The sequence below is a fragment of the Mucilaginibacter sp. L196 genome, assembly GCF_009765905.1.
Taxonomy (GTDB): domain Bacteria; phylum Bacteroidota; class Bacteroidia; order Sphingobacteriales; family Sphingobacteriaceae; genus Mucilaginibacter.
The window spans coordinates 794,610-818,554 of the sequence record NZ_LMUO01000015.1 but is presented as its reverse complement, the minus strand read 5'-3'; the positions used below and the strand labels follow the sequence as shown (position 1 = coordinate 818,554).

General features: G+C 41.3%; 17 protein-coding genes. 10 read left to right on the top strand and 7 right to left on the bottom strand.

The window, feature by feature from the left end; all coding sequences use genetic code 11:
• Window positions 1-305: 305 nt before the first annotated feature.
• Window positions 306-1,148, top strand: coding sequence for a DUF2911 domain-containing protein (locus tag GSQ74_RS14485; protein ID WP_158994470.1), 843 nt, complete (start codon window positions 306-308; stop codon window positions 1,146-1,148).
• A 204-nt stretch (window positions 1,149-1,352) separates the two neighbouring features.
• On the opposite strand, the gene GSQ74_RS14480 is transcribed toward GSQ74_RS14485, so the two are convergent.
• Window positions 1,353-4,169 carry a TonB-dependent receptor gene (locus GSQ74_RS14480; RefSeq protein ID WP_158994468.1) on the bottom strand — a complete coding sequence of 939 codons (2,817 nt, stop codon included), beginning with the start codon at window positions 4,167-4,169 and terminating at the stop codon, window positions 1,353-1,355.
• Window positions 4,170-4,378: 209 nt separating this feature from the next.
• On the opposite strand from GSQ74_RS14480, the gene GSQ74_RS14475 reads away from it, so the two are divergent.
• The 3 genes from GSQ74_RS14475 to GSQ74_RS14465 all read left to right on the top strand — a co-directional run bounded on the left by GSQ74_RS14475 (window position 4,379) and on the right by GSQ74_RS14465 (window position 7,494).
• On the top strand, window positions 4,379-5,446 hold the full coding sequence (locus GSQ74_RS14475) for a sensor histidine kinase (RefSeq protein WP_158994466.1): 1,068 nt from the start codon (window positions 4,379-4,381) through the stop codon (window positions 5,444-5,446).
• Window positions 5,446-6,186 carry a LytTR family DNA-binding domain-containing protein gene (locus tag GSQ74_RS14470; RefSeq protein ID WP_158994464.1) on the top strand — a complete coding sequence of 247 codons (741 nt, stop codon included), beginning with the start codon at window positions 5,446-5,448 and terminating at the stop codon, window positions 6,184-6,186. The genes GSQ74_RS14475 and GSQ74_RS14470 overlap by 1 nt, the downstream gene beginning before the upstream one ends.
• A 480-nt stretch (window positions 6,187-6,666) precedes the next feature.
• Window positions 6,667-7,494, top strand: a complete 828-nt coding sequence (locus GSQ74_RS14465; protein ID WP_158994462.1) for a ThuA domain-containing protein — start codon at window positions 6,667-6,669, stop codon at window positions 7,492-7,494.
• An 819-nt stretch (window positions 7,495-8,313) separates the two neighbouring features.
• On the opposite strand, the gene GSQ74_RS14460 is transcribed toward GSQ74_RS14465, so the two are convergent.
• The 3 genes from GSQ74_RS14460 to GSQ74_RS14450 all read right to left on the bottom strand — a co-directional run bounded on the left by GSQ74_RS14460 (window position 8,314) and on the right by GSQ74_RS14450 (window position 11,212).
• Window positions 8,314-8,766 (bottom strand): DoxX family protein, encoded by a 453-nt coding sequence (locus GSQ74_RS14460; RefSeq protein WP_158994460.1) that lies wholly within the window; start codon window positions 8,764-8,766, stop codon window positions 8,314-8,316.
• Window positions 8,767-8,844: 78 nt separating this feature from the next.
• On the bottom strand, window positions 8,845-9,660 hold the full coding sequence (locus tag GSQ74_RS14455; protein WP_158994457.1) for a polysaccharide deacetylase family protein: 816 nt from the start codon (window positions 9,658-9,660) through the stop codon (window positions 8,845-8,847).
• A gap of 1 nt (window position 9,661) precedes the next feature.
• Window positions 9,662-11,212: an alpha-N-arabinofuranosidase gene (locus GSQ74_RS14450; RefSeq protein WP_158994455.1), complete on the bottom strand. Its 1,551-nt coding sequence runs from the start codon at window positions 11,210-11,212 to the stop codon at window positions 9,662-9,664.
• A gap of 648 nt (window positions 11,213-11,860) precedes the next feature.
• Between GSQ74_RS14450 and GSQ74_RS14445 the strand changes: the two genes are divergently transcribed.
• From GSQ74_RS14445 to GSQ74_RS14425, 5 genes are read left to right on the top strand one after another with little or no spacing between them, the layout of a single operon-like run.
• Entirely contained in the window at window positions 11,861-14,977 is a 3,117-nt protein-coding gene (locus tag GSQ74_RS14445; RefSeq protein WP_158994453.1) for a TonB-dependent receptor, read from the top strand.
• Between the two features lie 21 nt (window positions 14,978-14,998).
• A complete protein-coding gene (locus GSQ74_RS14440) occupies window positions 14,999-16,483 on the top strand; it encodes a RagB/SusD family nutrient uptake outer membrane protein (protein ID WP_158994451.1) in 1,485 nt (494 codons plus the stop codon).
• A 28-nt stretch (window positions 16,484-16,511) separates the two neighbouring features.
• Complete coding sequence (locus tag GSQ74_RS14435; RefSeq protein ID WP_158994449.1) at window positions 16,512-16,685, top strand: hypothetical protein; 174 nt, start codon at window positions 16,512-16,514, stop codon at window positions 16,683-16,685.
• The gene (locus GSQ74_RS14430) at window positions 16,682-16,882 is read left to right on the top strand and encodes a hypothetical protein (protein WP_158994447.1); all 201 of its coding nucleotides are present in this window, start codon (window positions 16,682-16,684) and stop codon (window positions 16,880-16,882) included. The genes GSQ74_RS14435 and GSQ74_RS14430 overlap by 4 nt, the downstream gene beginning before the upstream one ends.
• Window positions 16,866-17,825 (top strand): sterol desaturase family protein, encoded by a 960-nt coding sequence (locus GSQ74_RS14425; RefSeq protein ID WP_158994445.1) that lies wholly within the window; start codon window positions 16,866-16,868, stop codon window positions 17,823-17,825. The genes GSQ74_RS14430 and GSQ74_RS14425 overlap by 17 nt, the downstream gene beginning before the upstream one ends.
• A 78-nt stretch (window positions 17,826-17,903) precedes the next feature.
• On the opposite strand, the gene GSQ74_RS14420 is transcribed toward GSQ74_RS14425, so the two are convergent.
• Window positions 17,904-20,180, bottom strand: a complete 2,277-nt coding sequence (locus GSQ74_RS14420; RefSeq protein WP_158994443.1) for a GH92 family glycosyl hydrolase — start codon at window positions 20,178-20,180, stop codon at window positions 17,904-17,906.
• A 338-nt stretch (window positions 20,181-20,518) separates the two neighbouring features.
• Here GSQ74_RS14420 and GSQ74_RS14415 point away from each other — a divergent pair, with 338 nt between their 5' ends.
• Complete coding sequence (locus GSQ74_RS14415) at window positions 20,519-22,066, top strand: DHA2 family efflux MFS transporter permease subunit (protein ID WP_158994441.1); 1,548 nt, start codon at window positions 20,519-20,521, stop codon at window positions 22,064-22,066.
• On the opposite strand, the gene GSQ74_RS14410 is transcribed toward GSQ74_RS14415, so the two are convergent.
• Together GSQ74_RS14410 and GSQ74_RS14405 are read right to left on the bottom strand one after the other, a co-directional pair.
• Window positions 22,063-22,950: an AraC family transcriptional regulator gene (locus GSQ74_RS14410; protein ID WP_158994439.1), complete on the bottom strand. Its 888-nt coding sequence runs from the start codon at window positions 22,948-22,950 to the stop codon at window positions 22,063-22,065. The two genes, GSQ74_RS14415 and GSQ74_RS14410, sit on opposite strands and share 4 nt — an antisense overlap.
• A gap of 67 nt (window positions 22,951-23,017) precedes the next feature.
• Window positions 23,018-23,836, bottom strand: a complete 819-nt coding sequence (locus GSQ74_RS14405) for an SDR family oxidoreductase (RefSeq protein ID WP_158994437.1) — start codon at window positions 23,834-23,836, stop codon at window positions 23,018-23,020.
• Between the last annotated feature and the right edge of the window lie 109 nt (window positions 23,837-23,945).

Genomic DNA, 23,945 nt, shown 5'->3' with positions numbered 1-23,945 from the left:
AGTATTTATTTTCTTTTGCGGAGAGGGTGCAGAGAAGTCATTTTTAAAGCTAGTCGCATATTTTACCCTATCCTCCTCCTTTCCCTATTCCAGGGAAAGGTATCGCACAGGGCCTGCACCCTATTTTGCAGATTAAAGTCATTCATAAAGTACTTAAAATTATCAAAAGTGATTTACATGGGAGATGCCATGAATGTTTTTGGGTTTCAGGGTTTTGCGGGCGAAATTATTTGCTTTGCGATGTGAACAGGTATTTTTAAATTAGTAAACCGTAATTTTATTTAAAATCATAAAACCTTTTCAACATGAAAAAGAACCTATTGCTGTTTTTTATGATAGCATGTTTGCTATTCAGCTATAATAGCTTTGCACAGCTTACTCCGGCGCCAAGCTCAACCCAAACCATTATACAGGATTTTGGCCTGGGTAAAATCACCTTAACTTATTCGCGCCCCAATGTAAAAGGCCGTAAAATATTTGGCTATACCGAGCCTTACAACGCGGTATGGCGTACCGGCGCAAATGCAGCCACCACCATTACTTTTACTGATGATGTAACACTGGAGGGGCATAAAGTTGCCGCAGGCACTTATGGCCTCTTCAGTATCCCAGGCGAGGATGAGTGGACCATCATCCTAAACAAAACCGCTAAGCAGTGGGGTGCCTATGATTATAACGCTGCCGACGATTACCTGCGTTTTACGGTGAAGGCTGTGAAAATACAGGAAAACGTGGAAACCCTTACTTTGCAATTCACTAATGTGTTCCCAACCAGTGCCGACCTAAACCTTTTGTGGGAGCATACCGCGCTTGCCATCCATCTGACAACAGATATTGATGCAAGGGTGATGGCCCGAATAGACTCGGCTATGCAAACTGACAAAAAACCTTATTATGACGCCATAATCTATTACTGGAACAATAATAAGGATATGACTAAAGCCTTACCATGGGCACTGGCTCTGCAAACGGCACCGGGTTTCCCGCCGATGGTTGTTAAATTATGGCTGGCAAGGGTGGAATTACGACTTGGCGATAAAGCTGCCGCCATAAAGGCAGCGCAGGAAGGCATCGCGGCCGCGCAGACAGCTAAAGTTACCGAATATGTTCGCTTAAATACCGAGGTTTTGGTGGAGGCGAAGAAATAAGCGCAAATGCATTTGTTTTCGCAGGATTCTACCGGAAAACCAAGGCTGAGAATCTATATCAATAAAGATAACCAACCGGTAATTGAAACGCTGGATGCAAATGGAAAAGCTGCAATAATCAAATAAAGTCCGAGTTCTTTGTTCTGATTTCAGAATACTTTGCAGCGACGAGAAATTAAAGATAGTTCATATCGGCAAAAACACCTAATCAGCCGAAGGGCCGCCCGGACCGCCAGGACCACCTCCCGGCGGAGGGCCACCACCGGGGCCACCCGGCCCATGATCTCCCTGACCTTTTCCGGCGTTCTTTTGTAAACGGAGGGTGAAAGTCAGCAGGTAATAACGCCCTAACCTATTCACGTTTGTTTGGGTGATATAATTACCGTTCTGTGTGCTGGTGTAGCCTGTATTTTGGTTGAAAAGGTCGAATGCTGATAGACGAAATGATGCTAATTTACTTTTCAGGAATCTCCGCTCAACGTAAGTGTTCAGGATGTTGGGGTTGGTTGAGCCCTGGTAGCCATAATATAGTGTTTTAGTATAATCATAGCTGAATGTCCAGTCTTTCCAAAAATAATTTTTGCCGGTAAGCCCAAGGCTCCAGGTTCTGAAATTGTCATTGATACCCGGTTGATTCAGTGAATTTTTAGAGGAATTGATGCTGTAACTGGTATTTGGTTCCGCATCAATCACATCGGCAATATCGATCCGGAAGCGCACACCCTGGGTATATACCAGGTTTTTAGCGATATTTTTTTCAGTTGTCTCTTCAAACGTTGTAGGATCAACACTGCTGATGTAGGAAATGTTGTTATTGTAGGCAATGTTACCGATGAAGAATAAATTATACTTACGGTTATCGAAAGGTTTGGCAAACACATAAAAGCCTGATGCTGAATAATAACCCGCGGCATTTAAATATTGTGTTGCTACGGTGTTGGATAACTTTGTATCGGGCGTGTAATTAGCCGGGTAAGTAATGGTGTTAGATACGATCTTATTATCAGTTTGGGTAAAAGACAGATTACTGAAAAACACATTGCCGCTCTCAAAATTGAACTTATTATAACGCAGCGAGAAGGTATTGTTAAACTCCGGTTTTAAATATGGGTTACCGGTGATAGGATATGACGCATTTGAAAAATCGGTTACGGGTTGCAGCTCGCTATAGGTTGGGGCATTGCTGGTACCCGTATAATTGGCGCTCAAGGTTTGCGAACGCGAGAAATTATAAACAAAATGCGCATCGGGTGTAAAATTAAATGTACTGTTACTGGTTAGCAAACCGGTGGTAGGCGAATAACCCTGCAATAATGTTGGTTGTGCAACCACGCCTACCACGTAGTTAAACTTTTTTTGAATATAACGGTAGTTTAATCCAAACCGGTTAGTGGTAAGCGTAAAATTATAATCGTTACTTAAAAGGGGATAATTATTTTGAATACCGGCATCGGTAAGGGTATCCGTTTCCTTATCGGCAGCTGTATAGGCACGGTGATATTTATAGTTGGCCTCAAAGTAAGAATGTTTGCCTAAAGGTTCGATATAAGAAACCGATGTCCCGATGGTGTCAGTATGGCTGTTGGTATTAATGAACTGATCTAAAGGTGCGGTCGCGGCGGTATTGATATAGGTATAAACCGGATTATCATAGGCTTCACTTGTCGACCTGCCTGCACCTACATCAACGCTAAAGTTTCTGCCGTGGCTATTAAAGCGGTGGTTATACAATACATTTATACCATAATTGGGGGCTGATGAATTACTTAAAGTTTTATAGTTGTAGTTAGATAGCGTAGCCGTATCATTCGCCAGCATATTTGAGCCGCTGGCAGTGGTATTAACTCCCGCGTATGAAAAAGACGGGCTTATTTTTATATAGTTAAGGGTATCGGGTTTGTACTCCATGTTGAAAGTAAAACGGTGATTCTTTTTCGAATCGTGCTCGGTACTGCTGGAGGTATTAGTAGTGGGGTCGGTTACCGAGATGTTATTTTGTATGGTAGATGTTAGCTGGTTCACCGAATTATTGGAGTAACTATAGCTACCGTAAACGGTGATTTTTTTGCCCCAGGAATCGCGGTAGTTAAGGCCGATAGACTGCGCGGTGGTAATACCGTTAGTAGGCGTCTGGCTTCCCGGAGGGCCGAAATTGAACAGGCTGGTGTTGGTATTATTAAAATTACTCAAAACCGCTATCTGTCTATCCCCGCTAAAACTAAACAAGTTTGCCTGCCCTATGTAGCGGTTGTCGTCTTTTGTACCGTCAATCTGCGGTATCGCATCGCGACCATCTCCGCCGCTCACCTGGCCAAAGTAACCATTGTTCAAGCTGGGTTTTACGTTGATGTTTAGCACCGTTTCAGGTTCGCCGGATTTGATGCCGGTGATGTTTGCCTGGTCACCGTAATCGTTTACCATTTGTATGCTTGATACCGCGTTGGCGGGTAAATTCTGGGTAGCTGTTTTGATATCGCCCCCAAAAAAGTCCTTACCATTTACCCTTACTTTGCTTACTGTTTTACCCTGGAAGGTTACATTGCCATCCTTGTCCACATCGGCACCGGGTAGTTTTTTAATTACATCCTCAACCATGGCGCCATCCCTTACCGGGTAGGCGGCGGCGTTAAATTCCACCGTATCCTCCTTAATTTTTACCGGGTTAATGGCGGTAATGTTTACCGTATTTAATGTATTGGTGGAAATATTAAGTACGATCGGCTTCAAATAAACCGGCGTGGTAGCATTATCCAACATAATGCGGCGACGGATAGGATCATAACCGATTGAGCTTACCACCAAGCTAATCTGGCTTGCTTTTACAGCCGCGAAAGCGAAAGCGCCGTTAGCATCAGTAGTGGTCACCAGGCTATCCGTACCGGTTAATAATTTAACCGTAGCGCCAATAACCGAAAGTTTAGTTGAATCGGTTACTGTACCCTTAATTAACCGGCCGGTTTGCGCATCAGCTTGTGTTAAAGCCAATAGTAGCAGTGCAAATAAAAAGTATCTGATCTTCATGCTACAAAAAAGCCTGTTTGTTTTTAAGGCAAAGAATCAAATAGACGGGCACCACTAAAACATAGACGGAGCACACTTTGTATACTTTTAAAGTTTTATATTTATGAGCAGCGACGCTTTATAGATTAGTTTTTTGCCTTTATCGGTGAAGAGTAAGTCCTTATCGGTTTTAATTGCTGTAAGTCGCAATCATTTGTACTATTGTCCTCATGATCATTCAAAAAAACAATAGCCGGTTTATCGCCATCATTATCCATGTGCTGGTATGGGGCGTATTTGGTCTGGCTATATTTTTTTACCAGCCTTTAACGGGCGATATTCCCGTGCCTTATCAATTGTGGATAAAGCAAGTAATTGCCCTATGCCTGCTGGCAGGTGCATATTATATTAATTCAGGCATCCTGATGCCCAATTTTTTACTTAAAAGTCGCACGGGTTATTATTTCTTTTTCATTGTCCTAACTATAACTGCCTTTTTACTCGTTAATAAGTATTCAGATCAATGGCTTGATCTTCCGGCACTAATGCAGGCGGCCTTCAGGCACCAGGGGCATCACCGGCCTGATGAGCATTCCCATTTTGATGTTGTGGATTTCATCATTATTGCCTTAGTTTTGGGTATAGGTACCAGTATAACCGCCATACAAAAATGGCAGGCCGATAAGCAATCGAACCTGTTGCTGCAACAGGAGAAGGTATCATCGGAACTCTCCTTTTTGAAGGCCCAGATAAATCCGCATTTTTTCTTCAATACCCTTAATAATATTTACGCGCTAACTTATGTTGATGCAGAAACTTCACGCGCGGCTATTCACCAATTATCACGGATGATGCGCTATTTATTGTATGAAGCCCAGCAATCGCATACGCTATTAAGCCAGGAGATTAACTTTATTAAAGATTTTATAAACCTGATGCAATTGCGGCTCACCGACATAGTAAAGATTAAATTTGAACAACCTGAAAACCTGGTTGATATACCTGTTGCGCCAATGATTTTTTTGCCTTTTGTAGAGAATGCCTTTAAACACGGCACCAGTGTAAACGAACCGAGTGAAATAGATATTGAGATTACCCAATACCACAACCAGCTAAAACTGAAGGTGAAAAATACTATAATTAAGAACCCCAATATCCCAGTTGATGAATATGGAGGCATTGGCCTTGAGAACACCCGTCGCAGGTTGGAAATCCTTTACCCGGGCAAGCACGAATTGCTGATCAATACCTCGACTGAAACTAACGAATATATTATTCACTTAACGCTCAACCTGTAATGATATTGAATTGCATAGCCGTAGATGATGAACCACTAGCCCTTGGGTTGGTTTGTTCATTTATTGAGCAAATTCCATTTTTAAACCTCGTTGGTAAATATTCAAGCTCAATAGCTGCTTTGAAGGATCTGCATCTGCAAAAAATTGATTTGATATTTTTAGATATTCAAATGCCGGATTTGAACGGCATTGAGCTGGCCCGCATACTGGACCACAGCAATACCCATAAACCACGTGTAATATTTACCACCGCTTATAACCAGTTTGCTTTGGAAGGTTATAAAGTTGATGCTTTGGATTACCTGTTAAAACCGTTTAATTATGAAGAATTTTCGCGGGCAGCCAACAAGGCGCTGGCCTATTATGAATTGGTTAACCGCCCCGACAGCAAACCAACAGCGGAAAATAATACAGTTGAAAATGAATACTTATTTTTAAAGGTTGAATATCACCTGGTGCGTATAGCGCTGAATGATATTATTTATATAGAATCGTTAAAGGACTATGTAAAGGTGTGGTTAACGAGCAGCGAAAAGCCAATACTTTCCCTTACCAGCCTTAAGGCATTAGAGGAAAAATTACCCGCGAAACGTTTTATGCGCATACACCGTTCATTTATAGTTTCGCTTGATAAAATTAAGTCCATTACCCGGAACACCGTTCAAATCGACACCATAAATATCCCTGTGGGTGAACAGTATAAAGAGCCTTTTGGTAAGTTTTTAAGCCAATGGGGGTGATAATTTGTATAGTTTTTAGGTGTACAACTGACTCACCGCGAATGCGCTGCGCTGTTCGACCCTCTCTCCGGCAAGCCGGAAAGAGGGTCGAAAATAGTTAGAAGGCAGCACATCCGGCACGCTTACGCCAACTGAAGGGACGGTGAAGGTGGTGCGGTGAAAACACTATAGGTGTTCGGAAGATTTAAAAAGGGTGTCATGCTGAGGCACTCGAAGCATGTGGGCAAAGGCCTTTACGCTCATGCTTCGAGTGCCTCAGCATGACACCCCTCTCTTTTTATAAAAAATTCATTTGAAAAAAAGCAAATCTCATCTTTCGAACACTTATGAAAAACACTGACCACGGGCTGAATATTGCCGCTTTTTTCACAACTTAGCAACGCTAATGTTAATCATCTGTTAATGAATTTTTAATCGTCTTTTATTGATTTGCATAAAATCAGTAACCGACGGCTTACCGTTTATAACCAAAATCAATTTATGAACAAGAAAGACTTAAGGCCGGCACTACTTGCGCTTGTGCTGACATGGGGTGGCCTGTTATGCGCCTCGCCTATTAGGGTGGCAACAACCCATGATTCACGCGCTATCAATTTTGACGCCCATTCCGGGCTGCTTGATCTGCATAAGCAGTTAAAAGTATTGGTATTTAGCAAAACCGCGGGTTATCATCATCAAAGTATCGCCGCAGGCAATATTGCCATACAAAAATTGGGGCTTGAAAATCAGTTTGGCGTTGATACCACGTCGGATGCCTCAAAATTCACACCGGCTAACTTAAAACAGTATGCGGCTATTATTTTTTTAAGCACCACCGGCAAAGCCTCGGCGTTATTTACAGAAGACGAAAAAAACGCGTTGATGCAATACATTGAACATGGTGGCGGCTATGTAGGCATCCACGCCGCTACTGATTGTTGTTACGACTGGCAGTGGTACGGCAACCTATCTGGCGCATATTTTAGTGCCCATCCATCCCAACAGGAGGCCGTGTTGGATGTGGTAGATTCGACCAATATAGCCACCAGGCATTTGCCCCGGCACTGGAAACGAAAAGATGAGTGGTACAATTTTAAGTGGATGGCAAACGACTTGCATGTGCTGATTAAAATTGATGAAAAAAGTTATGATGCCGGCCCTGCTAAAATGGGTGATAACCACCCTATGGCCTGGTATCATAATTATGATGGTGGCCGGGCTTTTTATACTGAATTGGGCCATACCGATGAATCATACACCGATCCGCTTTACCTGAAACATATTTTGGGTGGTATAGAATATGCCATGGGCAAAACATCCGATAAGTAACATAAGCAAATCGGTTAGGGATGTACGGGTTGGAATCGCGTTCCGGCTAAATCTGAAGACAGTATACGCAGAATGCGTGCGCCCAATGTCATTAAGTTAAGGGGGCGCCAAGCATATAGCCCCCTCTAAATCTCCCCCGGAAGGGGAGACTTTAGCTTCGCCCGCGTTTGTTTTTTTTAAGTCCTCCCTACCGGGGAGGATTTAGGTGGGGCTTAACTTAATGACATTGGGCTTGCGCCAGCATAGGGGACTTTTTAATACATATCAATAAATACTTTCAAAGCCCCACTGGTTTAAGAGTTAGCATCGCACTCTTAAACCCGGCATGAAAAACAAAGACTCCGTCTGGCGTACGAAACGAAAAGCTTTACGGTGCAATAGCTATCGCGGTCTTTACCCGGACGGAGTCCTTCATTTTATAATTTGATTTAAGAGCGCGGTGCTAACTCTTAAACCAGTAAAAATGACATGTACTGCTGTTTCAATCTGTGCCAAAACGCAATCCAAAAGCTATAAAAACACGTATTTTTTCACCAAAAATTGACGAAAAACAAGCAAAAAATATCATTTTTTAATCTTTTTTTTGCATAAAATGGGTGTTTTTCAGTAAAAAATCACTCTAAAACCAATGTAAAAACCACCTTTTCAGGGTCATTTCGGGCGTTTTTGGGGCGAAAAGTGTACCAAGTGTACCACCTGTTCCACTTGTACCGTGGTACAGTACAGCATGGGTTGGAATTTAGGGACATAAAAAAGGCCCTATTCTTGCGAAAAAGACCTTGCAAAATGGGTGGAAATTACTGGATTTAAAACGGGAATCTAGGTGATTGTTTCCCGTGCCTCGTGTTCAACCGCGATTTGCCCGTTGCCTTCAATTAGAAACCCAATAATTGCTATAAGTACTATTATGGATAACCATATTTCGGAATAGGGCTTTAAAACGCTTTCTTTCAGGCCTATCAAAAATACGGCCCCTAATAAAACAGGTAAGTTAAGCAAACAGAACAAGCGGGTACGCAAACCGAAAGCAATACAAATACCACCGATCAGATGCAGCGCGATAATCAAATCTGCTAATACTGAGATAGATACCGAAGCACTTATACTCTCCGTTAAGCCGGTATCGTGCAGAAAATCGGCAAGTACATTTAAATTTAATATAAACGCGATGCCTTTCCAAACAAGCGCCAGGCCAAGTGCAATTCTAAAAAACACCAGCCATTTGGGATTGTGATGATCACCCCAAAATTTAATTTTATCGAGTGTAGTCATAGTATGTTATAATTGGTATATACTAAGTTAAGTATTATATATTTTAATTAATACCTAATAATATAATAACAAAAACATTTATTTTGTTTTGCCAGAGGCGACAGTTTGATGGCTTTTTATATATGACGCTACCTGTACCATAGGCGCTATCCATATATATTTTTTGTTCTGATTCAAATAGTGCAGCAGCGCGCTGTGGGCACCAAGGGAAACATTGATACTATGCCCGCCGCCTACGCCATGAAAAAGAAAAACAAGCAGTGTATGTGTTTCCATGGCTTTTTTCACCAGATCAATCATATAACCGGCGGATTGCCCGTTGATACCATAGCATTCAATATTTGTTAGGTTTACCTCATCTATAGTTTGTAATCCCGGCATTACCCCGCGCGCGCCAGCAAACTCATTTGCCAGTTGATCATAAAAATATTGTCCGCATACGGTCAGATCGCCACATGGATAAGCGAAGGTCCTCAGGTCCTTACCATCAATAGCTTTTAGTAAGGTGTTATTTACCCTGATCTCATTCACGGCCCGGGTTACGGTGTATTTGCTTAGATCATTATCCGCGGTTACAAACCCACGTCCGGGCAAACTACCATCACATGGATGAAAAAGAGAATGATTACCCAATTCGTGCCCGTGCTTTGCTGCTGCCCGCCATTCATTAACCCTTAAATTAACTACCGGCGATGAGCCTATCAGGTAAAATGTCGCTTTAAAACCCAACGAGTCAAGCGCGGGGATAACGTTGTCTAAATCAACATTAATCGCATCATCATAGGTTAATACAACTGCGCATTTTTTACCATTCCATGTGTTATCGGTCTGCGCAATTGTTATTTGCATTGCAAACAGCATAACCAATAGCATTGTATATTTGATCAGTTTCATCTTAGTTATTTAATGTAAGTACCACTACCGATGCACCCGGCAGGCTCACATCCAGGCCATCTCCTTTTAAAGCTGCTCCGTTAAAAGCTACTGTTTTTATTTTTCCTGGGTTATCGAAGGAATTATAATCCTGTACTTTGGCTGAAACCAGTATCCTTCCGGTAACGGCAGCAAATTTTTTGCCGTTAAGGTTAAGCTTTATCTTATGCACATGGTCAGGATCAATATTTACAAGCGATATATGTACCACGCCATTTTTATCTTTTGATGCAGATACAGAAATAGCCGACAACTTTTCATTACCTAACACATAATCATCGCTATTAATAGTTATCGGCAATAAAGTAGCGTCCTGATGCACATTGTACATTTCCATTACGTAGTAAGTTGGCGTAAGTATTAACTTATTGCCACTGGTAAGGATAACCGCTTGTAATACATTGATGCATTGTGCCAGGTTAGCCATACGTACACGGTCGCAATGGTTATTGAATATGTTTAGGGTTACGCCCGCGATCATGGCATCGCGCATGCTATTTTGCTGAAACAGGAAACCCGGATTAGTGCCCGGCTCTACATCGTACCAGCCGCCCCATTCATCTACCACCAAGCCGACTTTTTTCTTCGGATCATATTTATCCATAATACGGGAATGTTTGGTGATCAGGGTATCCATAAACAGGGCGCGTTTCATGGTGGTGAAATATTGCTGCTCATTAAATTTGGTTGACGGACCTTTGTGGTCCCAATCAATAACAGAATAATAGTGCAGAGCGATTCCCTCGATCAGGTTTAGCGGGATCTGCTTCATAAGAGTTTCTGTCCAGTTATAATCATCAGAATTCGCTCCGGAAGCGATCCTGTAAATTTTGGTGGTATTGTCAGATCCCGGCATAAAGGTGGAGTATTTCCTGAATTCGTTTGCATAATAATCAGGCGCCATATTGCCGCCGCAACCCCAGGCTTCATTACCGATGCCCCAGAACTTTACGTTCCATGGTTTATCGCGCCCATTGGCACGGCGCAGGTCAGACATCGGGTTTTTATTATCAGAACTTACATAAGAGACCCAGTCAGACAGCTCTTGAACAGTACCACTGCCCACATTACCAGAGATGTAAGGTTCAGCACCCAGCAGTTCGCACATATTTAAAAATTCGTTGGTACCAAAGCTATTGTCTTCAACCGTGCCACCCCACCAGCGGTTTACTATAGATGGTCTTTTATCTTTAGGGCCGATACCGTCTTTCCAATGATAAGTGTCGGCAAAACAGCCGCCAGGCCACCTAAGGGCCGGGATCTTCATTTTTTTTAATGCCGCGATTACATCATTTCTAACACCGTGGGTATTGGGTATTTTGGAAGTATCGCCGACATAAAAACCATCATATATTCCCCGGCCTAAATGCTCGGCAAAATGGCTATAGATGTATTTACTTATTTTAACTGATCCTGAGTCGGCAGGAAAGCTTATGCTAACGCTTGTTTGGGCTTGTGATTTAATACAGGAAAATATCAACAATAGTGATAACAAGTATAATTTTGGTTTCATATTACAATTGGCTTGCAACGTAAAAATATAAATTATAATTGTAGATGAAACAATTAAATGAATGGATTATTCCATTTTCTACGATTTCGCATACACACTAAAACGCTGCTACATTTTATGAAGATTTGGTAGGGAAACAGCATTTATAGCCATATATAAGATATAAATTTGATACTATTTTGATTTTTTTGAGCTGAATCTGAATGTAAATTCGATTTACATCGCACATATTCTATAAAATCTACACATTTACTAGAATATTTAAATTATTTTATATATTTGCTGCGTAGAACAAACGCAATGAAAGCTTTTTTACATTTTTACATTAATACATTAACCGCTTTGAGTACCGCCCCGGTACAGCGGATGTGTTGTGCCTGTTGTTGTTGCTAAAATACCAACCTCCACCTTAAAATTTATTTATTGTTACATGAGTGCGATTTGCTTAGGCAATGGCATGTGCAATTTACAGTCCTTACATTACAATTAAGAAGATACAAATGGCCCTTTAAATTTACCTATAAAAACAAACCGGCAAGGAAGCCTTGCCGGTTAATTACATGATGGATCAGCAACGACTGCGAATCACACACTGATCATCAAAGTTTTACGAACGAATTGAATCATTAACATAAAACATTTAAATATATGGAAATATATATCCATGCAAAACACGTACTAAATAAGTTTTTAAAAGCTCTTTTATTCTTAATTATACCTTTCTCTGCCCTCGCGCAGCAAAAAGATGTGCCTGTAATTAACTCAAGAATTGAAGGTACCGTTGTTGACAGCGTTAGCAAACAACCCATAGCCGGTGTTACCCTGCGTATAAAAAACGTAACCCACGAGGTAACTACAGGTTCAAATGGCCACTTTACATTTGTTACCGGCCAAAAGCTACCTTACACCTTAGTAGTAAGCTTTATTGGCTATAAAACCAAGGAAGTTGTTGCCAATGGCAGCCCGGTTAACATACAACTTGCCGAAAACATTGCCCAACTGAACGATGTAGTTGTAGTGGGCTACGGTACACAGAAAAAAAGTGATCTGACAGGTGCTATCGGATCAGTACCAAAAAACATCTTAAATCAACCTGCCGCCTCATTTGATAATTTGCTACAGGGTGCAGTATCTGGCGTAGCGGTTACACAAAATTCCGGCCAGCCGGGCAGTAGCGCTACCATCAGGGTACGTGGCGGTAACTCCATTTCATTTGGTAATGCACCGCTTTATGTGATAGACGGTTTTATTATTTATAATGATAACGACTATGCGAACGTAGGCTCAAACGGTACCAGTGTAAACGCATTATCTACCATCAATCCGAGTGATATTGAATCCATCGAAGTATTAAAAGATGCTTCGGCAACTGCTATTTATGGTTCACATGGTGCCAATGGTGTGGTTATCATCACCACTAAAAAAGGAAAAAAAGGCACCAACAATGTTAACTTCAGCAGTTATTTTGGCGATCAGACCATCGCTAAAAAACTTGATCTGTTAGATGCCTCACAATGGGGATCATTAGTAAACGATATAAACTTAAGCGATGGTGTTGCACCAACTTATACCCCTGCACAGTTAGCTGCTTTAGGAACAGGTTCAAACTGGCAAAATGCCGCGCTTAGGAATGCACCTGAATATAATGGAGAGTTATCTATATCTGGCGGTGATGAAAAATCCCGTTACCTGATATCAGGTAATTATTTTGACCAACAGGGTACTATTTTAAATACCGGGTTCAAAAGGTATTCTGCAAGGGTTAATTATGAAAAAAATGTAACCGACAAGTTTAAAATATCAACCAACGTTTTTGGCAGCCAGTCGATAGAAAACAAGCTTGTAGGTAGTGCATACAACAGCATTAACTTTAGCAATGCATTTGCAACCTTATTGCTAACCCCACCAACATCGCCAATAACAAATCCAGATGGTAGTTATTATACTAATAGCCCCTATATTGCCACACCAACTAATCCATTACAGGATATAACTGCCACAACCAACACTACCACATTAACACGTGTATTAGGTAATGTTGCCGGTGAATATAAGATACTACCCGACCTTACTTTAAAAGTAACCGCCGGAGTTGATATACTAAATACTGTTCAGGATTATTACGCGCCATCGAATACATCTGGTGGATATGCCGATCAAGGTTACGCATCAATAGGGAATGGTAATGAGTTAAGCTGGTTGAATGAGAACACGCTTACTTATGATCATGCCTTTAACAACACCAACTTTTTAAACATATTGGCGGGTTATACCACTCAATACACTCGTTTTTCATCATCAACAGCATCTGCCCAAAAATTCCCGAATGATTTAACCTCTTACAATAATCTTTCTTATGCAGGTGTGGCTAATTTGCCAACATCAAGCTTTGCCAGCCAAGCTTTGGATTCTTATTTGGCAAGGGTGAATTATTCTTATCTGCATATTTATAACCTAACTGTTTCTGCACGCGCGGATGGCTCATCTAAGTTAGGGGCCAATAATAAATGGGGCTATTTCCCATCAGCAGGCTTTTCATGGAACATTGATAAGAACGACTTTTTTAAACCACTGGCACAGGACATCAGCAGTTTAAAACTAAGGGTAAGTGCAGGGCAAACAGGCAACTCAGAGGTGCCACCATATAGCTCATTAGCCGCATTAGCGCCAACCAATTATTATTTTGGCAGTAAGCTGGTAACGGGTATATCACCTGTACAAATAGATAACCCTAACCTTAAATGGGAAACTACTACACAATATGATGCCGGCCTTGATCTTGGTTTGTTTAATAACCGGGTTAACCTTACGTTCGACGCTTATTATAAAAAAACTACCGATCTTTTACTTAACGTACCATTGCCCTTATACTCAGGTTATGCAAGTGAGCTAGAAAACGTGGGTAGTGTTGAAAATAAAGGCATTGAGTTAGGTATTAATACTGATAACGTAAAAACGGATCATTTCTCATGGAAAACCAACATAGAGTTTGCCGAAAACCGTAACAAGGTATTAAGCTTGGGCCCAGGTGTTAGCAGTTATTTTCCTGTAGCACCAACGGGGCAGGTATCACCAGTAATTGTACAGGTTGGTTTACCGGTTGGTACTTTTTGGGGATACTCAACCCAGGGGTTATTGACCGCTGCTGATATTGCTAAAGGCGTACCGCTTTTAAATGGTGTGCCTCAAAAAGTAGGTGATACCAGGTATGTAGATAACAACCACGACGGGGTAATTACCACCGCCGATAAACACAGCCTTGGTAGCGCCCAGCCTAAGTTTACAGGTAGTATCACCAATACATTTAGCTACAACCAGTTTGATCTTTCAGTATTCTTCCAGGGGTCATACGGCAATAAAATATTCAACCTGTTGCAGCAAACTTTAGAGCGCCCAACACTTACCCAAAATGCATCGGCAACTTTATTAAACAGATGGAGCCCAACAAATCCAAATGGTACAGTTGCACGCGCTACGGACTCGCCGGTGCCACAGGTAACTGACCGCTATGTAGAAAACGGATCATATTTAAAACTTAAAAATGCATCATTAGGCTACACGTTTACCAACAACCTTGCTTCAAAAATTGGAGCAAAGAAATTAAGGATCTATGTATCCGGCCAAAACCTGTTAACCATAACTAAATACAGCGGACTAGATCCGGAAGTAAACTTTTACGACAACGATAATACCAAACAGGGAATTGACTATGGCACCTACCCTGCTGTACGCACATTTTTAGCGGGCGTTGACGTCACTTTTTAATTAAATCCATAACACAACAAAATGAAAAATATATCACCATATAAAATTATATTATTACTGACCGGTTCAGTCGTTGGGCTAACATCCTGCAATAAGTTATCGGAGGACCCAAAATCAGTTATCGTATCCTCTCAGTTTTATCAAACCACATCTGATGCTACATCGGCTGTAAATGCTGTTTACAGCACATTAAACAGCGACCCTGCAGGTGACTTCCCGCTGTACGGTAGGCAATTAAATCTGTTAGTAGAAAATGCCAGCGATAACCAGCTATATAGCCCAAGCAATACCAACCCCGATGTAAGAGCGTTGGGTACTGAAACCTATATATCGGCAAACAGCCGTGTGCAAAAGGTTTGGCAGCAATTATATTATGGCATTAACCGTGCTAATATCGCTATAGATAATGTCCCGACAATACAAATGGACACCACATTACGTGCGCGTTTGGTAAGGGAGTCTAAATTTATCAGGGCCTTACTTTATTTTGATCTTGTACGCCTGTATGGCGATGTGCCTTTAGTATTGCATAACCCCAACAGCACCAATATTGATAATTTATTGACTGCACGTACGCCCGCTGCTGATGTTTATACACAGATTATTGCCGATTTAGAAGATGCTACCAATCTGCCTAAATCATATAGTTCTACCGATTTAGGTCGTGCAACCTCGGGTGCCGCGCACACTTTATTAGCTAAGGTATACTTAACACAACAGGATTGGCCGGATGCCCTTACCCAGCTTAACTTGGTTATAAACGGTGGCTATGGGTATGCGCTGTTCCCTAATTATTATGATGCTTTTCAGAAAGCAACCAAGAATGGTGTTGAACACATTTTCTCGGTACAGTTTGAAACCAATTTAGGCGAAGCAAACAGCACACAATACCTGAGCGAAAGTTTCACCTCATTCAATACTGGCACCTTCCCTATTGATATACCTGTAGATACTAGCTTATATAACCTATTTAGTGCCAATGATACCCGCAGATCAGTTACTTTCTACAATACCGTTTACAATGCCGCTACAGGGCAAAATGTAGTATATAACAATGCCTACACGCCATATTTTAACAAGTTTGTTGATTATAGTCTTAGCCCTTTATCATCACAAAGTTTAAGTGGCGTTAATTACCCGGTTTTACGCTACGCGGATGTATTGCTAATGAAAGCAGAAGCATTAAATGAAATAAACGGTGGGCCAACTAGCGATGCTTACACCGCAATAAACCAGGTACGAACACGTGCTCAAATAGCCAACTTAACACCGGGCCTTAACCAAGCTGCTTTCAGGGATTCGATCTTTCTGGAAAGAAGAAAAGAGTTTATACAGGAAGGCCACCGCTGGTTTGACCTGGTGCGCCAGGGCGGTACAGTTTTGGTTGATGCCTTGCATAAAATTTCTGCAAAATCTGCAGCTACTTCAAAAAACACCTTATTCCCAATTCCATTGGTGGAAATACAGCAGAATGCAAAACTGAAACAAAATCCCGGCTATAACTAAATCATAAACCATTAAAACTAATTTATATATGACACTATCAGATGTATCCATTTTAGGTAAAAAAATCCTGGTTGGTATTATTATCACCCTGGTGCCTTTTATCATTATCGCAGGTGGCTTGTGGGTCACACAAAAAGCGTTAGGCGGTGATCCAAAACCACAGCAACAAATTTCAAAAACTAATAAAACTAATAAACCATGAAAATTGAACAAGCTACCAAAGAGCGGATAGTAAGAAACGTGGCTTTGAGCCTATTTATCTATCTGCTGCCGATTGCATTAATGTTTTTAACATTTACCATAACCGGCCAAAGACCATGGGAAAAGAAAACCCAAAAAGCAGCTAACACAAAACCAGTAACCAACAAAACCAATTTGAACAATGGAAGCAACGATTGAGTTCATAAAGAAAATAGTGGAAAACCTTAACGGTTTTGGATTTCCATTCCTGGTATTCTTTATCGGGGTACTCGAATTTTCATTCGGGTTATATAAAAGGAAGTGGCCTAAAAACGAAAGATGGGTAGATATTACCTGCTTTACGTTGCCACGGCTGGTTATACGGCCGGCTTTCGCTTACTACGCGCTGCAATTTTTACCGTACGCCTTACCCGGATTTAAAAATGTATTTGGCTGGGTACCATTTTTATGGGGTTTCGCCATTATTGCTGTTGCCGACGATTTAACTCAATACTGGTATCACCGCCTGCACCATGAAATCCCGTGGTTATGGCGTTTTCACCGTACCCACCACTCGGCTAACTATATGGGTATGGCAATGGCAAGCCGTCAAAATCTTATTTATACGCTCTTTTTTTCGCAGACATATTTAACAGCGGCACTAGTTTACCTTGGTTTGGGTATACCTGCTATTGCGGTAAGATTAATTAAATCAACTATTACTACGCTTGCCCACTCTAGTATTGCGTGGGATAAACCATTCTACAAATACAAAGCATTACATCCTATTGCCTGGGTATTGGAGCGTTTAATATCAACCCCGGCAACACACCATGCGCACCACGCGGCAACTACTGATGATGGCGTAGGCTATTACAAAGGCAACTTTGGTAATATGTTCTTTTTGTGGGATATTATATTTGGCACCGCGCTAATATCACGCCAATACCCAAAAGCTTACGGTATTTCTCATTACGAGGGCGACCAATGGTACGCGCAATTACTTTGGCCTATATTTAAATCAAAAGTACCGGGTAGTGAGCTTTCCGCCGATGGTCCGGTTGTACGTATTGATATAGATAAAGAATCACCAACTGAGAAAGCAAGCAAAATACCTGAAATACACTTAGCGCCATCAGAGGTAAATCCTGTTTATAATTAACTTATAATATATTACTAAACAAAAAAGCTTGCTGAATCAGCAAGCTTTTTTGTTTAGTAATGATTTGATATATTCTATTTATTTATCATTTGATAATGAATAAGGCACATCCGAAGCTTTGATGCCACGGGCTTTATTAGGTGCCGCAGACATATCCATATTGATAACAGCTCCCTGCATTAAAGCCAGGTGACTAACCCAGTTTAAGTCATACGGTTTGCCATTATAGGTCATGGTATTAACGTATTTGTTATCGGCGCTGTTTTTTGGCGAGTTGATGATAAGCTTTTTACCATCCTCCAAATTAATGGTGATCTTTTTAAACAGTGGCGCACCTAACACATACTGCCCGCTAACCGGGCATACCGGGTAAAAACCAATCGCCGAAAATACATACCATGCCGATGTTTGGCCGTTATCTTCATCACCGCAATAACCATCAGGTGTTGCCCTATACATCCGGTTCATGGTTTCGCGGGCCCAGTATTGGGTTTTCCATGGTTCGCCTGCATAGCCGTATAGGTAAATCATGTGTTGAATGGGTTGGTTCCCATGCGCGTATTGTCCCATATCAGCTACCTGCATTTCGCGTATTTCATGTATGGTGTACCCGTAATAGCTATCGTCAAATATTGGTGGCAGGGTAAATACAGAATCAAGCTTGGCTACAAAATTTTGTTTTCCGCCCATCAGGTTAATCAAACCCTGTACATCCTGAAAAACACCCCAGGTATAGTGCCAGCTGTTACCCTCGGTAAAAGCATCGCCCCATTTAAACGGGTTAAAAGGTGTTTCAAATGAACCATCTTTATTTTTACCGCGCATTAACCTTGTGCTAGGGTCAAACAGGTTTTTGTAGTTCATTGCCCGCTTTTTGTATATGTCGATCTCTGATGCCGGTTTACCAAGCGCTTTACCTAAGGTATAGATTGAAAAGTCGTCATAAGCATATTCTAACGTGCGGGCAGCGTTTTCATGAATATTTACATCATAGGGCACATAGCCCAATGTGTTGTAATAATCCACCCCGATACGGCCGGTAGCGTTTGGCCCGGTGTTGTTGGCGCCGTGGATTAATGCTTTGTACAAAGTTTCAATATCATAACCGCGCAGGCCCTTCACATATGATTCTGCCACTACCGATGCGGAGTTGTTGCCCACCATGCAATCGGCATAACCCGGGCTCGACCACTCAGGCAGCCAGCCACCTTCTTTATAATCGTTTATTAAGCCTTGTTGCATTTCTTTAACGATGGACGGATAAACCATATTCAGGAACGGATATAAAGCCCTGAAGGTATCCCAAAAGCCGGTACCTGCAAACAAGTAGCCCGGCATAATTTTGCCATTATAAACGCTGTAATGTACTATCTGCCCTTTGGCATCAACCTCATACATACGGTTCGGAAAGAAAAGCATCCGGTACAAACAGGAGTAAAAAGTGCGCATCTGATCGATTGTGCCACCCTCAACCTGTACATGGTTAAGAGTTTTATTCCAGATGGCTTTTGCTTTTTGTTCGGTAGCATCGAAGCTATCGGTTCCTTGTTCGCGTTTTAAATTCAGCTCGGCTTGCTCAATACTAATAAAGGACGAAGCAACATGCATATGCACCTTTTCGCCATTGATAGTTTTAAAGCTGATGATAGCCCCTGCATGATCGCCTTTATATTCTAATGCATTTTCTTCAATATCTTTATCGTGCCAGATATTGCCGGTAAAATCCTTATCAATATAAATAACAAAATAATCTTTAAAATTAGCAGGAACAGCGCCACTATTCCGGGTGCTATAGCCTATTATTTCGTGCTTTTCGGGTATGATCTTTACATATGATCCCTTATCAAAAGCATCAATCAAAATATGTGAGCTATCGCTTTTAGGAAATGTGAACCTAAAGTTTGCAGTACGTTCGGTTGGTGTAATTTCGGTGGTAACATCATAATCGGCTAGGTAAACGCTATAGTAATATGGTTTGGCGGTTTCGGCTTTGTGCGAAAACCAGCTGGCGCGTTTATTTTCGTCGATGATCACTTTCCCGGTTTCAGGAAATACAGAAAACATGCCGTAATCATTCATCCATGGCGATGGCTGATGCGTTTGTTTAAAGCCGCGTATTTTATCAGCATCATAGGTATATTGCCAGCCATCTCCCATTTTGCCGGTTTGCGGCGTCCAAAAATTCATGCCCCAAGGAACAGCCACAGCAGGATAGGTATTACCGTTAGACATGATGGGCTTAGATGCCGTACCCATCAGCGGGTTTATATATTCAACCAGATCAGTTTGTTTAACAACCTGTGCAAATGTAAATAGCGGTAAACAGGCGATAATAATAATGAGTATTTTTTTCATCAATGTAAATTTTAAGGCAGATGCCTTATTAATAGGGGTGATACGTGTCAGTTATATTAAGGTGCAATTATATTACATGTACCTTATAAATACGTAATAGCTGGCTAAATTTAATCCGATTTTTTACATTATCACCACATTATTACAAAAAAGCTAAATCGAGGAAGCATACACTACCTGATGGATTTGCTTTTTGAGAATAAACAGAGTTCATTGCCATTTCTACGTCATTTGGCATCCATTATCATTATAAAATATACCAATTGGTATATTTGTGGATCACATGGAAAAATCTACATAAAATCACATTTTAAAATATACCGATTGGTATAATATATATGAGCCCACTAAAAAGACAAATCCTCCTCATCACCGTAATTGCTGCAGCAATTATGGAACTAATTGATACTTCCATAGTAAACGTAGCCCTCAATTACATGAGCGGTAATTTGGGTGCAACTTTAGAAGATACATCCTGGGTGATCACCTCTTACGCCATAGCTAATGTGATCATCATCCCCATGACCAGTTTTTTAGCCAATAACCTGGGGCGGCGTAATTATTATATCGGTTCAATTATATTGTTTACTGTTTGCTCATTTATGTGTGGTAACGCTACAGGTATTTGGGAGTTAGTGGCATTCCGGTTTCTACAAGGATTAGGTGGCGGTGCATTATTATCGGTATCGGCAACGGTAGTTTATGAATTATTCCCGAAGGAAAAACAGGCAACCGCAAGGGCTTTGTTTGGTATAGGGATTTTTATCGGCCCAACAATTGGCCCAACTTTAGGTGGTTATATTACCGAAAATTATTCCTGGCCATGGATATTTTATATTAACGTACCTATCGGCATAGCCGCGGCGGTTTCCTGTATGTTCTTTTTGTACGAACCGATCAAACAAAAGATCAGGGAGATAGATTGGTTGGGTATTATGTTGCTAATTGTCGGCATCGGCTCCTTACAGGTAGTACTCGAGCGGGGCCAAACCGACGACTGGTTTGCGGCGGATTACATCACTTTTTTAACCGTACTGGCAACGCTATCGCTTACCGCTTTTATTATATGGGAACTGCATACCAAAAACCCGGTGGTCAATCTGCATATTTTAAGGTTCAGATCATTAAGCATTGCCGCTGTACTCACTTTTATTACCGGGATGGGGATGTATACCTCTATTTACCTAACACCTGTTGTGGCGCAACGTTTACTGGGCTTTACACCTACGCAATCGGGCTTGCTATTATTACCCGGATCTATCGTAGCCGTTTTGGCGCTCATTATAACCGGTAAGCTGCTACAAAAGGGCGTATCACCGGCATTAATTGTTTTATTGGGCTTTTTATGTTTTATCTATTTTAACTGGTCAATGTCAAGAATTAACCTGCAAACACCGGCATCAGATATTACTTTGAATTTAATTTTTAGGGCGATAGGCATGGCTTTGCTAACCGTGCCATTAGGCACACTCGCCGTTTCATCGCTGGAAGCAAAGGATATGCCGCAAGGCACGGCGTTAAATAATATGATGCGACAACTGGGCGGCTCATTTGGCATCTCCATCATCAATACCTATGTTGCCAGGCGAATTGCCTCGCACCGTATGGATCTGATCACGCATATCACATCAGATAATCCGATTTCGGTTGCACGCATCAATAGCTATACTCAACTGTTTCAGCAGAAGGGTTTTGGTTTTTTGGATGCGAAGCAAAAAGCTATGCAGCTAATCGAGCTGGTGGTGGTTAAACAATCTTCGTTTTCCAGCTATCTGGATGGCTTTTTCCTGATCGGATCATTCTTCGCGATTGTATTACCGCTTTTATTATTTGTTGCTAAACGCGATAAGACAAAGAAAGTGGTGATACCATCATCAGATCATTAATTATAAAACTGCTTTTTAAACTGATTTGGACTGATGCCTACTTCTTTTTTAAAGAGTCTTGAAAAGTAAGGGAGGTTTTCAAAACCTAGGGCATACGCAATTTCTGATACGCTTTGATCGGCTACCGTCAGCAGGTTTTTTGCTTCCGATATTAAATAGATATGGATCAGTTCAAGTCCGGTTTTGCCTGTTTCTTTTTTTAGCAAGTCACTCAAATAGCGTGACGAAAGGTTTAGCTGCTCAGCCATATAATTTACCGTAGGTAAACCTTTAGCTAATCCACCGTTTGAAAAATAGGTTGCCAACGAGTTGTTGAATTTGGAGACTGTTTTGCCTGATAATTGCGTCCGATTTATAAACTGCCTGTTATAAAATCGCTGCGAATATTTTAACATGGAATCGATATGCGTTAACATAATATCGCGACTGTATTCGTCGGGGTTGCTGTTGTATTCGGTTTGTATTTTATGAAATAAGTCCCACACTATTTCTTCTTCCCTTGGCGATAAATGCAGTGCTTCGTTGGCTTCGTAATCAAAGAAACCATACTTTTTTATCTCGTTATGCAGTACGTGTCCGTTTAAGAAATCTTCGTGAATAAATATCAGGAAACCATCTTCTTCAAACTCCAGATTCCTAAATTCAACCACTTGCCTCGGTTTATAAAACGACATTGAGCCATTATCATGATCGTACTTAGTGCGGCCGTATAAAACCACGCCCGATTTCAATTTTTTAGAACCGATCATATAAAAATCAGAGGTAAATTCCCGATCCCCGATGTTACAGGTTTTGTTGCATTGAAAAAGACTGATCAGCGGGTGCTCAGGTGGCGGGAAGCCGTTGTATTTATGTAGTTCGGCAATGCTTGTGAAGTGTTTCATGCTGAGATAAATTAAACAAACCTACATCGAAATCGGCGTAGGTTTGTCACGATAAAATAGAATTTAATTAGTGACCATGAGCGGCTGTTGCTACTTCGCTCCATTCTTCCCATTCAGCTAAACGGCTTGCGTACAATTGTTTTACCCATGGATAAGCAACCTTACCTAAAAACAACCTAAGCGGCGGGTTTTCGCTATCAACCAGCTTTAAAACTGCCGGGGTGGTTGCTTCAGGATCACCAAATGCGTCATCGGTAAGCCCTGCCTGGAAAGCTGCTTTAATACCTGCATAAGCTTCAATTGGCTCAGTTTGTGATGATGACGCGCCGGCCCAATCGGTTGAAAAACCATTAGGTTCTATCAGAGAAACTTTAATTCCAAAATCCTTTACTTCGCTTGCTAAAGTTTCACTCAAACCCTCAACCGCAAATTTTGATGCGTTGTAGATGCCCAATACCGGCAATGTAGCCACACCCAATACACTTGATACCTGGATAATGTGCCCATGACGTTGCTCACGCATAATCGGCAGCACCGCCTGTGTTATCCATAATAAGCCGAACACATTGGTTTCAATTTGTTCGCGTGCCTGTTGCTCGGTAGTTTCCTCAATCGCGCCAAATAAGCCAAAACCTGCATTGTTAATCAATACATCAATACTGCCAAATGTTTCCTTTGCTTTTTTAACAGCGGCAAAACCAGCTGCTCTATCGTTTACATCTAATTGTATAGGTAATATAGCATCGCCATACGTAGCTACCAAATCATTTAAGGTATCTAAATTTCTTGCAGTTGCCGCAACTTTGTCGCCACGTTTTAAAAATGCTTCTGCCCATATTCTTCCAAATCCTCTGGAAGCTCCAGTAATAAAAATTGTTTTTGCCATTGCTTTGTTTTTTAATGTTGATACAAAACTATGGGCAATTACAGGGGCAGATTTATACAGAAGTGGGTAATACTGATACGTTTTGTATAAGACAGATTAGTATCGTAAT

Bases quoted from the DNA above. Each gene is read 5' to 3' on its own strand.
- GSQ74_RS14465 (WP_158994462.1), top strand. From the start codon at position 6,667: ATGAACAAGAAAGACTTAAGGCCGGCACTACTTGCGCTTGTGCTGACA.
- GSQ74_RS14445 (WP_158994453.1), top strand. From the start codon at position 11,861: ATGGAAATATATATCCATGCAAAACACGTACTAAATAAGTTTTTAAAA.
- GSQ74_RS14435 (WP_158994449.1), top strand. From the start codon at position 16,512: ATGACACTATCAGATGTATCCATTTTAGGTAAAAAAATCCTGGTTGGT.
- GSQ74_RS14455 (WP_158994457.1), bottom strand. From the start codon at position 9,660: ATGAAACTGATCAAATATACAATGCTATTGGTTATGCTGTTTGCAATG.
- GSQ74_RS14405 (WP_158994437.1), bottom strand. From the start codon at position 23,836: ATGGCAAAAACAATTTTTATTACTGGAGCTTCCAGAGGATTTGGAAGA.
- GSQ74_RS14450 (WP_158994455.1), bottom strand. From the start codon at position 11,212: ATGAAACCAAAATTATACTTGTTATCACTATTGTTGATATTTTCCTGT.
- GSQ74_RS14485 (WP_158994470.1), top strand. From the start codon at position 306: ATGAAAAAGAACCTATTGCTGTTTTTTATGATAGCATGTTTGCTATTC.
- GSQ74_RS14425 (WP_158994445.1), top strand. From the start codon at position 16,866: ATGGAAGCAACGATTGAGTTCATAAAGAAAATAGTGGAAAACCTTAAC.
- GSQ74_RS14430 (WP_158994447.1), top strand. From the start codon at position 16,682: ATGAAAATTGAACAAGCTACCAAAGAGCGGATAGTAAGAAACGTGGCT.
- GSQ74_RS14440 (WP_158994451.1), top strand. From the start codon at position 14,999: ATGAAAAATATATCACCATATAAAATTATATTATTACTGACCGGTTCA.
- GSQ74_RS14480 (WP_158994468.1), bottom strand. From the start codon at position 4,169: ATGAAGATCAGATACTTTTTATTTGCACTGCTACTATTGGCTTTAACA.
- GSQ74_RS14415 (WP_158994441.1), top strand. From the start codon at position 20,519: ATGAGCCCACTAAAAAGACAAATCCTCCTCATCACCGTAATTGCTGCA.
- GSQ74_RS14470 (WP_158994464.1), top strand. From the start codon at position 5,446: ATGATATTGAATTGCATAGCCGTAGATGATGAACCACTAGCCCTTGGG.
- GSQ74_RS14410 (WP_158994439.1), bottom strand. From the start codon at position 22,950: ATGAAACACTTCACAAGCATTGCCGAACTACATAAATACAACGGCTTC.
- GSQ74_RS14460 (WP_158994460.1), bottom strand. From the start codon at position 8,766: ATGACTACACTCGATAAAATTAAATTTTGGGGTGATCATCACAATCCC.
- GSQ74_RS14475 (WP_158994466.1), top strand. From the start codon at position 4,379: ATGATCATTCAAAAAAACAATAGCCGGTTTATCGCCATCATTATCCAT.
- GSQ74_RS14420 (WP_158994443.1), bottom strand. From the start codon at position 20,180: ATGAAAAAAATACTCATTATTATTATCGCCTGTTTACCGCTATTTACA.